General features: G+C 42.9%; 14 protein-coding genes and 1 pseudogene. 8 read left to right on the forward strand and 7 right to left on the reverse strand.

Annotated elements, in window-relative coordinates:
* Positions 1-3: 3 nt before the first annotated feature.
* Together R7041_RS01145 and R7041_RS01150 are read right to left on the reverse strand one after the other, a co-directional pair.
* Positions 4-426, reverse strand: coding sequence for a GNAT family N-acetyltransferase (locus tag R7041_RS01145; RefSeq protein WP_206949058.1), 423 nt, complete (start codon positions 424-426; stop codon positions 4-6).
* A 79-nt stretch (positions 427-505) separates the two neighbouring features.
* Positions 506-1,138, reverse strand: coding sequence for a LysE family translocator (locus R7041_RS01150; protein ID WP_005375522.1), 633 nt, complete (start codon positions 1,136-1,138; stop codon positions 506-508).
* A gap of 229 nt (positions 1,139-1,367) precedes the next feature.
* Here R7041_RS01150 and R7041_RS01155 point away from each other — a divergent pair, with 229 nt between their 5' ends.
* The 3 genes from R7041_RS01155 to R7041_RS01165 all read left to right on the forward strand — a co-directional run bounded on the left by R7041_RS01155 (position 1,368) and on the right by R7041_RS01165 (position 3,296).
* Positions 1,368-2,195 (forward strand): AraC family transcriptional regulator, encoded by an 828-nt coding sequence (locus R7041_RS01155; RefSeq protein ID WP_005385198.1) that lies wholly within the window; start codon positions 1,368-1,370, stop codon positions 2,193-2,195.
* A 79-nt stretch (positions 2,196-2,274) separates the two neighbouring features.
* Positions 2,275-2,985, forward strand: coding sequence for an AzlC family ABC transporter permease (locus R7041_RS01160; protein ID WP_005375526.1), 711 nt, complete (start codon positions 2,275-2,277; stop codon positions 2,983-2,985).
* Complete coding sequence (locus R7041_RS01165) at positions 2,985-3,296, forward strand: AzlD domain-containing protein (protein ID WP_064369153.1); 312 nt, start codon at positions 2,985-2,987, stop codon at positions 3,294-3,296. Before R7041_RS01160 ends, R7041_RS01165 begins: the two co-directional genes overlap by 1 nt.
* On the opposite strand, the gene R7041_RS01170 is transcribed toward R7041_RS01165, so the two are convergent.
* Together R7041_RS01170 and R7041_RS01175 are read right to left on the reverse strand one after the other, a co-directional pair.
* Positions 3,293-3,907, reverse strand: a complete 615-nt coding sequence (locus R7041_RS01170) for a fumarylacetoacetate hydrolase family protein (RefSeq protein ID WP_017635857.1) — start codon at positions 3,905-3,907, stop codon at positions 3,293-3,295. The two genes, R7041_RS01165 and R7041_RS01170, sit on opposite strands and share 4 nt — an antisense overlap.
* A gap of 221 nt (positions 3,908-4,128) precedes the next feature.
* Positions 4,129-5,187 carry a porin gene (locus tag R7041_RS01175; RefSeq protein ID WP_064369152.1) on the reverse strand — a complete coding sequence of 353 codons (1,059 nt, stop codon included), beginning with the start codon at positions 5,185-5,187 and terminating at the stop codon, positions 4,129-4,131.
* A 609-nt stretch (positions 5,188-5,796) separates the two neighbouring features.
* Between R7041_RS01175 and R7041_RS01180 the strand changes: the two genes are divergently transcribed.
* The 3 genes from R7041_RS01180 (at position 5,797) to R7041_RS01190 (ending at position 8,754) form a co-directional block, all read left to right on the forward strand.
* Positions 5,797-6,774: a porin gene (locus tag R7041_RS01180; protein WP_053350491.1), complete on the forward strand. Its 978-nt coding sequence runs from the start codon at positions 5,797-5,799 to the stop codon at positions 6,772-6,774.
* A 464-nt stretch (positions 6,775-7,238) separates the two neighbouring features.
* Positions 7,239-8,096: a DMT family transporter gene (locus tag R7041_RS01185; RefSeq protein WP_005375542.1), complete on the forward strand. Its 858-nt coding sequence runs from the start codon at positions 7,239-7,241 to the stop codon at positions 8,094-8,096.
* A 43-nt stretch (positions 8,097-8,139) separates the two neighbouring features.
* The gene (locus tag R7041_RS01190; RefSeq protein ID WP_005385185.1) at positions 8,140-8,754 is read left to right on the forward strand and encodes a glutaredoxin domain-containing protein; all 615 of its coding nucleotides are present in this window, start codon (positions 8,140-8,142) and stop codon (positions 8,752-8,754) included.
* A gap of 127 nt (positions 8,755-8,881) precedes the next feature.
* Here the strand turns inward: R7041_RS01190 and R7041_RS01195 are convergent, their stop codons facing one another.
* The 3 genes from R7041_RS01195 to R7041_RS01205 form a co-directional block, all read right to left on the reverse strand.
* The gene (locus tag R7041_RS01195; RefSeq protein WP_017635854.1) at positions 8,882-9,016 is read right to left on the reverse strand and encodes a hypothetical protein; all 135 of its coding nucleotides are present in this window, start codon (positions 9,014-9,016) and stop codon (positions 8,882-8,884) included.
* A 133-nt stretch (positions 9,017-9,149) separates the two neighbouring features.
* Positions 9,150-9,497, reverse strand: coding sequence for a hypothetical protein (locus tag R7041_RS01200; RefSeq protein WP_005375501.1), 348 nt, complete (start codon positions 9,495-9,497; stop codon positions 9,150-9,152).
* Positions 9,498-9,673: 176 nt separating this feature from the next.
* Complete coding sequence (locus R7041_RS01205; RefSeq protein WP_017821607.1) at positions 9,674-10,867, reverse strand: multidrug effflux MFS transporter; 1,194 nt, start codon at positions 10,865-10,867, stop codon at positions 9,674-9,676.
* Between the two features lie 105 nt (positions 10,868-10,972).
* Between R7041_RS01205 and R7041_RS01210 the strand changes: the two genes are divergently transcribed.
* On the forward strand, positions 10,973-11,860 hold the full coding sequence (locus R7041_RS01210; RefSeq protein WP_025768470.1) for a LysR family transcriptional regulator: 888 nt from the start codon (positions 10,973-10,975) through the stop codon (positions 11,858-11,860).
* 183 nt (positions 11,861-12,043) lie between these two features.
* Positions 12,044-13,039 (forward strand): annotated as a pseudogene (locus tag R7041_RS01215) (GGDEF domain-containing protein); the annotation flags it as partial.
* Between the last annotated feature and the right edge of the window lie 77 nt (positions 13,040-13,116).

The following is a 13,116-nucleotide window of genomic DNA, read 5'->3' on the forward strand; positions in this document are numbered from 1 at the left end:
TCCCTAGCCTACAATTTCCTTTTGTAGAAAGTACTTGTGGATGCCCTCTGCAGGATAGCCTGAGTACTGCCCCACTTTCTCAAAACCTAATTTGATATAGAACTCAAGAGCTTGAAAGCTGTAGGTATCCAAATAAACATGGGTAACCCCATGAGGCTTTACTTTTTGTTCTAGCATCGACATTAATTGACTACCGAGACCAGAGGTTCGACTTTCAGCGTCTACCCACAAAAACTCAACAAACACCGTATTTTTAAACATTTCGCCAGTCAAGCCACCCATGATCTTGCCATTCTCATCTTTTGCGAAACAGCCTACAGCATGCACTTCCCCTTCAGGTAAATGCAGTCGGTTATGAGATCGAATACCTTCAGGAACAAAATCAAGGTCTGTTTGATCTGGATTTAAACAAAATTCAAGCTTCATATATCCTCTCCTTAGGAAACACCAATATCCTAAAACAAAAAGCCAGCAATTGCTGGCTTTCTAATGGAATATGATAACTTTACAAGGCGAAACTACTCAGCATCCACAACGCCAGAATAACAAACACTAACCCCATTAGTTTATGTTGATACGTGCGGAATTTTTCGTTCTCGAGCAGCCCTTTGCCCAATGTGCCTGCTAACCCAACAAGTAATAAATTGAATGACAAGCCAAGAACGTTCAACAATAACCCTAGCGCTAGCATCTGCTCACCGGAAGATGCAGTGATATTGCTTGAGACAAACTGCGGCAAAAACATCACAAAAAAGACCAAGGCTTTAGGGTTAAGCAAATTACTCATCAAAGCACGCTGATAATAAGTTGATGCCATTTTGTTTTGACCATCAAGCTCTGGAGCCGAAGATGCCTCAGCTCGTAAGCAGTCCCAACCCATTTTTAACAAGTAAGCGCCACCTAATAGATGAAGGACTTTAAGGGCTATTGGGCTCATGGCAATCAGGGTAGATACGCCCATCGCAGCAAGCAAAGTAAGAATAACACCAGACGTCGCATTGCCTAAGCTAGCAAAAAGACCGACCTTCTTACCGTAACTCATACTTGAGCTCGCTATCAGCAACATATCAGGCCCTGGTAAGAGCAATAAGGCGACAACTGCGGTGAGATAAACAGGAAGTACAGATAAATCAATCATGATGGAACCGCTTTTCTACAACAAGGCGGCGAATGTTATACCAACAAAATGACATCATCCAGCCCAAAATAGCCAAGATAATTCAAAAAATAAAAATCATAGTTTGCCCATATGAAAAATAGCAATCAATTCGCCTGTTTATCAAAATCGAATAGCAATTTTGTACAAAAATAAGCACGATGGATCCGTTACACTTCTAAAATGATTTTCTTGAGCAGACCGGATAAAGATGAAAGAAAAGAATAAGGAAATCGCTACCTTCAAGATAGCTCAAGAGCTCGGAGGTTTAGAGCTTCTCGATGCAAAGTATGAGAAGCAGAATTTTTCACGCCATAGCCACGAAGGTTACACTATTGGTGTCATCGAAAAAGGGGCACAACAATTTTTTAGGACGGGCGGGAATCATATCGCGCCACAGGACAGCATCATCCTTGTTAATGCAGATGAAGTACACAACGGGCATTCAGCCTCGGAAGGCGGCTGGGAATACAAAGCAATGTACCCCGTACCTCAGCAGTTTCAAACTTTAGGACAAGAGCTTGGCTCACCAAATGTAGCTCTGCCCTATTTCCCTCAACCTGTGGTTTACGATCCTGAGCTGGCTAGTCAGTTACGACTGGTATTTGAAACACTAGAAAAATCAGACAACCGTTTATTGAGAGAAACTTTGGTTTACGGCACGTTGATCAAGCTAGCCAGTAAACACAGCACTCATCGGGCACCACTGAAAGAGTCAACCAGAGCTCAGCGACAAGTGCAGCTAGTCAGAGAATTTTTGGAAGACTTTCCACAAACAGACGTCTCACTAGAAGAACTCGCGAAACTGTCTGGATTAAGCCCTTTTCATCTGCTGAGAGAGTTTCAAAAGCAATTTGGCTTTCCGCCTCATGCCTATCAAATTCAGCAACGTTTACGTATGGCGAAGAAGCTATTAAAAATGGGACAAAAAATTTCAGACGTGGCACAAGAATGCGGCTTCCATGATCAAAGCCATCTGCATCGACACTTTAAAAAAGCCATGGGCGTCACTCCCGGCCAATACGTCCGTCACAGCTAAAGCAGCAATATTGTACAAGGCGTTATGCCACTACCGAGCTATCTTGGTAATCTGATTTAGGAATAAATAAGAAGAAACTATGGACCACACTTTGCCGTTACAAAAAGAATCAAAAGCCACGCTATTTTGGCAAGGTACACTTGCGATGATGCCTTTGAGTATCGCAGTGCTCCCTTGGGGCTTACTCGCAGGCTCATTCGCAATTGATACTGGGCTTCACCCTTTGGAAGGACAAGCACTATCCGCCATTTTGTTCGCAGGTTCTGCACAGCTCGTCGCGATGGGAATGATTAAAACGGGAGCTGGTCTAGTGACCATGTTACTGACAACGTTTTTTATCACCTCTCGACACTTCCTCTACAGTGTATCGATGCGCAGTAAAATTGCACCGCTCCCTCTAAAATGGCGATTATCACTCGGCTTCTTACTTACTGACGAGCTGTTTGCGATTGTAGGCCACCATTCCGATAAACAATTTAATCGCTGGTATGCACTTGGGGCTGGTCTGAGTTTTTACCTGTTTTGGAATGTCGCGACATTGACGGGCATTATTGCGGGAAGTCTAATCCCTGAACTGAACGAAATGGGTTTGGAATTTGCTGTGGCCGCAACTTTTATCGCGATAGTAGTACCCACCATTAAAAATGCAGCGGTGCTCGCGAGTGTTATTGTGGCTTTGGTGAGCTCAGTTGCCCTAACCTATTATCAAATTGAGGGAAGTTTGATGATTTCAAGCATTTTAGCCATGCTTACTGGTTACTTTGTGGAACAAGTAAAGGAGAAACGCTAATGATCATGTTGGCTATTTTACTGATGACGGTACTTGTTTTCACCAGCCGCTACTTGTTTTTAGAACCCAAGCTACCATTGCGATTAGGGACGCGCACTCAAAAAGTACTCAATTACGCTAGCCCCGCAGTACTGACTGCGATCTGGGCACCTATCGTTTTCATTCCCGATGGGGAGCTCAGCGTCAATGTGCAAAACCCATTTTTACTGGCTTCCGTACTGGCTGCTTTAATCGCGTATTTTACTAAAAATGTTCTTTTAACGACGGTTATCAGTATGGTGGTATTTCTCGTTCTACGAATTTGGCTTTAATCCGCCAACCACTCAATCTCCAACAAGGTGACATCGCCACACTTTAATCGACCAAGGAAGATGTCACCTTCATGAACCTCACCAACGCCCTTTGGTGTACCAGTCATCACTACATCGCCATCTTGAAGTGTTGTGTAACTGGTTAATTCATCCAGGATAGTTAGCGGCGGATAGAGCATTTGGTTAACGTGACCTTTTTGTACACGAACACAGTTGATCAAGAGCTCAAGGTTAAGATCGTTGATATCAATGTTATCCAAAGAGACAAACCGACTAAACACAGCAGAGCCATCAAATGCCTTAGCACGCTCCCACGGCAATCCCTGATTTTTAAGCGAGGATTGCAAACCACGCTTGGTCAGATCCAATCCCAAACCAACCGCTGAATAACGTCCATCCTTGATCAAAAAGCAGATTTCAGCCTCATAATGAAGGGGCTCTTGATGGAATGAACGCAGAGTTGTTGATACGGAAGTTGCGGGTTTATTAAATACCACCATTTGCTCAGGCATTGCATTATTAAGCTCATGAATATGTTCAACGTAATTTCGTCCAACACAAAGCACTTTACCCACTTCTACTTTCTTTTCTTCAACTTGAATAACACTCATCATTCTTCCCTGCAAAACAAAAATCCCATCATAATCTAACCTATTGACTTAACGACACTAAATAGCAACCTCTAGTGTAAAAAATAAGACATTCACCCCGTTTTGAGTTTTGTATCATCTAATTGAAACAGCAAAGTATTTGTAAAACAAATAGACAAAAAAGCCAGCACGAGGCTGGCTTTAGATCAATGAGCTTGAATAATAGTTCTCGCTAAACCCTATTATAGGTAGTAACGAGCACCTAACGCCCATTTGTCATCAGTTTCACGACCATTGTCGTCATTTAGGTCAAACTGGTAACCCGCGTAACCAACAAATTTAGGCGTGAAGTTGTATTCTGCTTGTAGTGCCATTTCTTCACGAGCTGTTTCTGTTTTAGAGCTCTTAAACTCTTTACCTTCCACCATCTCATAGTTAACACTCAAGTTTAGGCTGTTTGCTAGAGCGTATGCGATGATCGCTTCGTACGCATCACTTTCTTCTAAACGGTCGCCTTTTGCACTGAAGTTCATGTTTTCGTTTGAACCATAAACCGCAGCAAGGAATAGGCCTTGGCCGTACGCACCGTAAGATGCTGATACAACGTGTGATTCCGCCGTGTGCTTACCTGCATATGCAGGGTGCTGGAAATCGCCGCCATTGTAAGAGTAACCGATTTTAGCGCCCATGATTGAGTAAGAAAGCGCAGCTTGCACACGGTCATCGTATTTAGCACCGCCAGTTATAACTCCAGCATCGTTGCGCGTGTAATCATCGTTTGCACCCTGCCAACCAAGACCAAAGTTGATCACACCCGCTTCACCCAGCTCGATGGCATTACGGTAAGAAAGCATTTTATCCGCACGGCCAGTACCAAGGTTTCCATGATCGTCATAGATGAAGTCGTTTGCAAACGCGATTGGCATATCTGCAATACCTGCGACATCGTAGTAAGGTGACCATTGCGTACCACCTACTGCACGACCATAAACCTCATGCGTTACACCTAAGTAACCTAGACGAGTTTTAAACGACTCTTCACCACCGTCTAAGTAGTTTAGCGCCCATTCACCACGTGCGTCTGCGGTGAAGCCATTACCCAAATCCTGTGTCGCAGAGATATTGATACGAGGAGAGTTAGTACCCACATCCGTGTCACCTTGCTCTGATCCATTTAAATTAACAGAAACGTGGCCGCCCATCGAAAATGTTGTGCCATCGTTATTATATAGTTCCACTGCAACTGCTTGAGTACCGAAGGTTGCTGCCGCGATTGCCGTTGCTAATAATTTTTTATTCATTTCTAAATCCATTACTTATTAGTTGGTTAGTCAGTTTTAGACCCGGCTTTGGTTCACTTTCGTAAAAACGAAATGATGAACAAAGAGAGGAATACAAAGGCTATCCGAGGCATCGTTTCCACCAGATTAGTTTTACCTTTGTGTAACAACTGCCGACACTTTATTTGATTAGTTCCTGACAACCGAGTGAAAAGATCTCAGACAAAACCTAAAAAGCAATCGTTTACTTAGCCTTCAAAAAATCGAGAAATAAAAACCTTACAATAAGAAATGCTTTAGAGAGAGTTAGCTCACAAATAGCTGATGATTCGCTATTTTTAGGCCAAACTTCCCTGCCAAATTGAAATGTTTACTTACATTTAGGGTCAAGAAACAATTCAGGAACTTTTTGAAAAAAACACAGTCTTTAACGGAGAGGAAAAAACCTCAAAAAAGATAAACCTTTCTTTTTATAAGTGGTATGAGAAGGGGCACTTATTCTCGCCAGCAATAAAAGTGCAATCAAATCATAACTTAACAGAAATCTATCTTTCATTTTCAGCCTTTACCTTAGCGTCATCAACACATCGGGCAAGAAAGCCCATCGATTACAACTAGGGTAATAAGAAAATGAAAAAGGCAGCACTAACTACTGCAATTCTTACAGCATTGGTATCAGCACCATCATTCGCAGCAACTGTATACAAAAACGACGGTACTGAATTAAAAGTTGGCGGCCGCGTTGAGTTTCGTGGTGACTTCATCGGTTCAGACGGTGCTGAAGTTGAAGGTTCCATGGAAGATAAAAGCCGTGCTCGTCTTAACCTAAAAGGTAAAACAGACATCGGCAACGGCCTTTCTGCTTTCGGTGTTTACGAAGCCGAACAAAAAACGGGCAAAAGTGAATTCAAAAACCGCTACATGTATGCAGGCGTCGACTCTGATATCGGTGCTTTCTCTGTAGGTCGTCAAGACATGGCTGCAGTCATCATCTCTGACATGACGGATATCACTGAATTCTCTGGTGTTCAGCAAGTTATTGATTCGTCTTCTGATAAGCAAGACAGCGTTTTCGCATACCGTGGTGCGTTTGATGCACTACAACTTCAAGCAACCTACCAAGCAAACTCTAGCGATAACGAAGATAAATACGGCATCTCTGGAATGTACTCACTACCAATGGGCCTAGACCTCGGTCTTGCATATTCTGGTGGCGACGTAAATAAAGACAACTCTGAAGACCAAATTCTAGGTGGTATCGCCTACTCGATGGATAACCTATACCTAGCAGGTACTTACTCTCAAGGTTCATTGACGGACGCTGAAGACTTTACGGCTTACGAGTTAGTAGCAAGCTACAAAGTAGCGAGCAAAGTGACCCTTGCTGCGCTATACACAGCTCAAGAGAATGATCAAGACAACGGTCCAAAATACGACACCGTTGAAGGGATCGAGCTCGTTGGTTACTACAAACTAAACAGTAACTTCCGTACTTACCTGTCTTACTACATCAACCAACTCGATGAAAAGAAGGATGTAGTAGATGGTAAAGTGAAAGTGGTTCAAGGTGAAGACACACTACGCCTAGGCGTACGTTACGATTTCTAATTCACTCTTGTCCTAAGAGCGAGTCCACTTGGCCAGCACCTTTGCTGGCCATTTTTTATGTACCCCAACACAACTCGATAAGTTTTCACACTATCCAAGCATCGCTCAGCAATGAAAAACGACCGTAACGACGCCTACTTCTGCCCTCTTTTAATGCGATTGATCACTAAGTTAGTGCATTTCATCTAATCGACAACATAGAAAAACCAAAAAACCATTTAAAATCAAATATATAAAAGTTGGCACGTGTTCTGCAATATTATTTATGCAAATGCATGGCAGCGTTTGTGCTTCTCGTTCTTTGTACCTGTTATAACAGGCACGTCCTTTGAATTGGTAATGTCGCCTCCCTCTGGGAGGCATTTTTTTATTGGCGCGAAAAACAATAGGACGTATGATCCCGCCACCTCTATCAAACTGGAATTTTTCAATTGAATCATCATCCTGTTCAAGGTGCGTCCTGGATGCTAACAGCTGGCTTGGCATTCGCCATAGTGAACAGCTTCGCCCAAATTGCTAGCATCAACTTTGGTGTCTCCTCCACCACATTTGCGTTATTCCAATATGCAATCGCCTTATTTGTTATTCTGCCCTACCTACGTACACTTGGGATTAGACGTTCTTTAAGAACCCAACACTTTGGCTGGCATGCATTCCGCATTTTTCTCTCTGTTATCGGGATTCAACTTTGGTTATGGGCTCTCGCTTACCCAGTTCCAATTTGGCAAGGCATTGCACTTCTCATGACCTCTCCGTTATTTGCCACAGTTGGTTCTGGCTTGTTACTCAAAGAGAAAGTAGGTACTGCACGCTGGCTCGCTACATTGACGGGGTTTGTTGGTGCCATGATCATTCTTGAGCCTTGGGCAGACTCATTTACATGGGCGACCCTGCTCCCTGTTGGCGCCGCATTTTTCTGGGCAGCGTATTCATTAATGGTTAAAAAAATGTCGGTAAACGATCCGCCATCAACCATGGTTGTCTATTTATTGCTGCTGATAACACCATTTAATATCTTGTTAGCGATACCGACGTTTACTATGCCAGATACGTGGACGATATGGGGTGTGCTTTTAGCCGCAGGTGCACTTACAGCACTCGCTCAATGGGCTATCGTTAAAGCATATGCAGTAGCAGACGCCTCATTTGTGCAACCATTTGATCACGCCAAACTGCCTTTGAATGTTGTTGCTGGTTGGTTGGTGTTTGGTTGGGTGCCACCTGGTCGTTTATGGTTAGGTGCTGCGATTATTATTGCATCTATTGCGTTTATTACGCATTGGGAAGCGAAAAAGACAAAGTTAGTTGAAAGAAAAATCTAATTTAAAAGTTCTATATTTTCAGGAAAGGAAATGAGGAACCCATATGAGTCAACCAATCAAAATTACACTGTATCGCTGGGCTGGTAGTTGGGGCCCATTCAAAGTCAATATTCCTTGTGGTGAATGTACATTAACCAAAGATATTTTAAAGGATACTTTTGAAAACGAATTAGCCGATGTGCCCGTTGAACTTGAAGTAAAAGATTGGTTATCGCACTGGTGGGAACCATTAAAAGCTGGTGCTTGGCATGCACCCATTCTTCTTGTCGAAGGGAAAGTTATCAGCCAAGGAGAAGCATTGAATCGGGGTGTACTTGTACAGTCTGTTATTGCTGAGTGGGTAAAACGCGATGAGCTAAAAGGCAACATTGTTTATGGTAAAGCAACTTGCCCTTACTGTGTCAAAGCCAAACAATTACTTGACGAGGCTGGCGTTCAGTATGAGTACCATGATGTAGTTAAAGACAGCGCCGCCTTATACCGTATGATTCCTGAAGTAAAAGCCATCATTGGCGAAAAAACACCGGTAACAGTGCCGCAAATCTGGTTAGATGGAAAATATATTGGAGGCGCTGACGATTTAGAAAAGTGGTTATCAGCAAAGGGGCTAGATAAAGTGCCTAACAATGTTGTGGAGATACCAAGCCAATCCGCGTAATTCTAGATTTAAATGTCATCAGTCTTTGAGTAGCGTTTTGCCAATGTTGTGCAATATGTTGGCTACTTACTAACAACAAAACAGAGAAAAGCAAAAAGCCCTGATTTTTCAATCAGGGCTTTTTAAATTATTTCGCCAGTTTTTTAATAACACGAGCAAAAACAGAAGCTTTTTTCTTCTTCGCTTTACCGTAAAGCGCTTTGTGCATCGCGTCTTTTGCAATCATCTGGCCAATATAAGCACCACCAAGTTCGTTACCCATGACCTTCTCCTGAATGTATTGACTTAACTATGTTGTAATTTTACACCACAATTAGATAAAAACAAGACTCCAGTCACATTTATTTTGTAATTAACTTTCAGTTTGATTTTCGTGGATTTCTTGAAATGAGCGTCTATCGCTTAGGTTGTTGGTATGTTTTTCCCGCTGCGACGTACGTATCTTTCTGTTTGATTTCAAAGAATGTTTCAAAGAACCACGCAGCAAACTTGATCAAGTGATCGCCTTCATTCATGACGTGCTCTACGTATTCTTGCTCTTCTCCGGACTCATCTTCTTGAGTGGTAATATGGTAAATACGTTTCTCACCATCAACTTCTGCAAGGCCAAACTGACCCGTTAGGGATTGCGCCGCTTGTGCAACTTCTTCTTCCTCACACGCCTTCAAGATTTCAAGTGCCTTTGGCATGCTTTCTTGCTGAGTAATTTCTTTTACCAGTGTTTCAAATTCGTTTTGTTGCATTCTTTCACCTAACGATTAGAGATCGGATAGCCATTGGGCAGAAATGTATTCCAAGCTTGAGAGAAGTATCAAGGTTCGCCCTCTTCCTTTCAAACCAAGTCATTCAGTATACACAACAGGCCTAGCTTAATTTAGCTGCGCATTTTAGAAAGCCGACCTTCTGGTTGCAAGTATATTCAGATGGAAGTTTCTGCTTGAACCGTCCCTTCTGGCACTTTACGAAATTGGCTTAGTACAAGAACAAAGCAAGAAAGTAACGCAATAAACAAATAAAACACCCCAAGCTGCTGCTGATTCGTAACCCATGAGTCTACTAAGTACCCACCAAACAAACCTGCTAAACACATTTGAATAGAGCCAGATAACGCAGAAACCGCGCCTGCCTGTTGCTTATGTGGCGAAAGTAGCAAACTGATCGATACTGGGAATGACATGCCTTGGGCAAAACTTAAACACGTGAATGCCGTCAGCAATGAAAATACACTGAAGGGGGTAACCAACAACATGAAGCCAGCAACAGCAACAATCGCGAAACTCATCAGCAAGATTTGCTGAGCTTTGTAACGAGCATTGATCAAATTCAGCACTAAGCTACCCGTCAGCAAACCAACTGACGGTATGATCATCAAAGAGCCGTAATCTGCCGCCGTTAATCCTAACTCTTGTTGCATTAAAAATGGATACAAGGAGAGCGTAACCAGAGCCGATAAATAACTAAGCCAGTTGTAGCTCGCACTACCAATCACTTGTGTATTCGTTAACAGACGCAAATAGTTCGCGCTTACTTCGCCTACTTTAAATTTTCTCTTCGGATAAGGCAGCGTTTCTGGCAGCACCAATAAACCAAGTGTAAAAATTGCCATTAAGTAAATCAGCACAAACACGAAGACAGCATGCCAACTCAGGTGAAAAGCGATCCAGCCACCAAACAGCGGAGCAATAATTGGCATCACTGAAGCAGTGACTGAAATATAAGATAGCGCTTTGGTTAGTTGCATACCGTCATAACTATCACGCAGTACTGACCGACCAAGTACCGAAGCGCTGCCCGCTCCTAGGCCTTGCAGTAACCGTCCCGCTTCAAGGGCAACAATGTTGTCCGAAAACGCGATGCAAATAACCGTACCAACTAAATATACACTTTGCCCCAGAATAAACACCGGCCGACGACCAATCGCATCAGACAATGGGCCGTAAAAAAGCTGAGAGATACCGAAGCCAACGAGAAATAGCGTGACGAGATTCTGAATCGAATGTTGCGGCAAATTCAAGTCATGACCAATCAATGGCAAAGAAGGAAGATAAATACTAACGCCAACTTGGCCTGTGGCAATGATCATCATCGCTAATAACAATGGTGTTTTACGCAAACGTTCCTCCTACTTTGTGACAGATTGATGGCAAACAGTGTATATTTGATACTCAAAGATGATAATCAGCTAAGTTGGAAAGGAATTAATTCCCAAGGAGATACAATGGACTGGATTCAAAGCGTGAAGAGTTATATTCGTGTGGTCGAAGAAGGTAGCTTTAATGCCGCAGCGCGGAAACTCAATACCACCAGCTCAGCTATCAGTAAGCGAGTTCAATGGCTAGAAGATAAAATTGGCGTTCAACTACTCAAACGTACGACCCGCTCAATTAGCCAAACTGAAGCTGGTGCTCTGTTTTATCAACGAGCAAAAAGTCAGCTTGATTCATGGCAATCGGTATTAGATGAAACTCGCTCAGTCAACCAATCACCAGCGGGGCTATTAAAGATTGGGGCAACGTTGGCCGTTGGTTCTAAATTTCTAGTTCATTATCTTGATGATTTTCTTGATAAATATCCAGACATCACACTTCAATTAACAACAACGCTACCAGGTCAATTGCCAGAGCTAAGCTTAGACCTGTTTATTAGCCGGGAATTAGAGCAACTGAACTCTCTGAGTTTCAAAGCCACTGCGCTTTTCGAACATAAAGCCCAGTTTTACGCTGCGCCTAGTTACCTAAAAAAATACGGCACCCCACAATGCGTTGAGGATCTGACAGAGCATAATGTCCTGATTTGGGGAGAAAAACCCTCACGAGAAATCAAAACAAATCGAGGCAAACGTATCAGCTTGTCCGGTAACTTTGCCACGACCAACCCAGAAGCGCTGTTTCATGGTGCCAAAAGAGGCATGGGTATTTTGATGACGAACAACGTCATGATCAAAGATGACCTCAAATCCGGCGCGTTAGTCCCTATCCTGCCCGATATCACAGCGGATAAAGCCACTGTATATGCCTACTATCCAAAGCTGGATTATCAGCATACCCGAACTAAGCTATTCCTCGATTATCTCAAATCACGATTAGAAGAGGAGAAGCGCGCCTAGCTTAGCGTTTTTATCGCTATAGCTTTAAAAGGTTCAAGCATAAAAACATGAAAATAATGATTTGTTCGTTCACAAAATTTGAAAAATCTGCCTTAGTAACCGATAGTTTATTTGATGCATATCAAATAATAATTCGTCGTGTCTTACACGATATGTAAATAACAACGCTAGGTGAAATGCTCAATGGGTCAGGTACAAATCAGTTTCCACAAAATTGATGAGATATTGAAGCTAAACGGCACGGCTCAGCTAAACCGAGTCACGCTAGATATTCATCAACACTTGCAGAGCCATTGCACTTGCGTTGTAGAAGTTGCGCATCTTCAGCATTCGGCTCATACCATTTCCTTCGCCAGCAATGGAAAAATTACAGACAACCTAAGCTACCACCTTTCAGGCACCCCCTGTGAAAAAGTGGCGAAAGACATTGGCGAACATATTTTCTATCAAGACCAGGTATACAAGCGTTTTCCTGAAGATCAGATGTTTCAAGAAGATGGCATTCAAGCTTACATTGGCCTGCCATTGAAGACACAAAATGGCGAAGTTCTGGGAATTTTACTGTCTACCTTTACCCGAAGCATCCACGCGAAAGAAGCGCAAGATATCCTCGACTTCCACCGATTTTATGCCAATGTCATTATTCATAGCTTACGTGAAAAGTGGGTCAGTGAACGTTCAGATAAGCTTCTTAATCAGCTTAGCTATGAGGTATCGCATGATAACCTAACTGGACTGCTCAACCGTAGCTGTTTAGCTGATACCTTGGAGACATTAACGCAGCAGGCGACTCGCCCATTCAGTTTGGCGTATCTTGATATCGATAATTTCAAATCGATCAATGATATCAACGGAAACTATATCGGCGACCAAATCATTAAGTTCACAGCTAACGCCATTCAACAGAGCTTGTCGTCGCCAAACAATGCGTTCCGTGTTGCAGGAGATGAATTCGCCTTCATCACGTACGACGAAGATCCTGTCGCCGTGTGTCAGGAAGTACTCGACAAAATTGAAAGCGGCTACAGCGACAAATCTAACCGGATTTCTTTCACCGTTAGTATTGGTATTGCACGTGCCCCAGTACATATGTTGAACAGCGATGAGCTGATTTTGAATGCCAGTCTCGCTCTCAAAGATTGTAAAAAACACCGCGATACACGGATTCAGCATTACGACGGCTTTGTTGCGTAATTCGATGGAACTAAATCAAGAAGCTACGATCTGAGCGGTTACGCCCATCAATCGTCGTAGCC

The sequence above is a fragment of the Vibrio sp. 1751 genome (assembly GCF_033339895.1).
GTDB classification, from domain to species: domain Bacteria; phylum Pseudomonadota; class Gammaproteobacteria; order Enterobacterales; family Vibrionaceae; genus Vibrio; species Vibrio alginolyticus.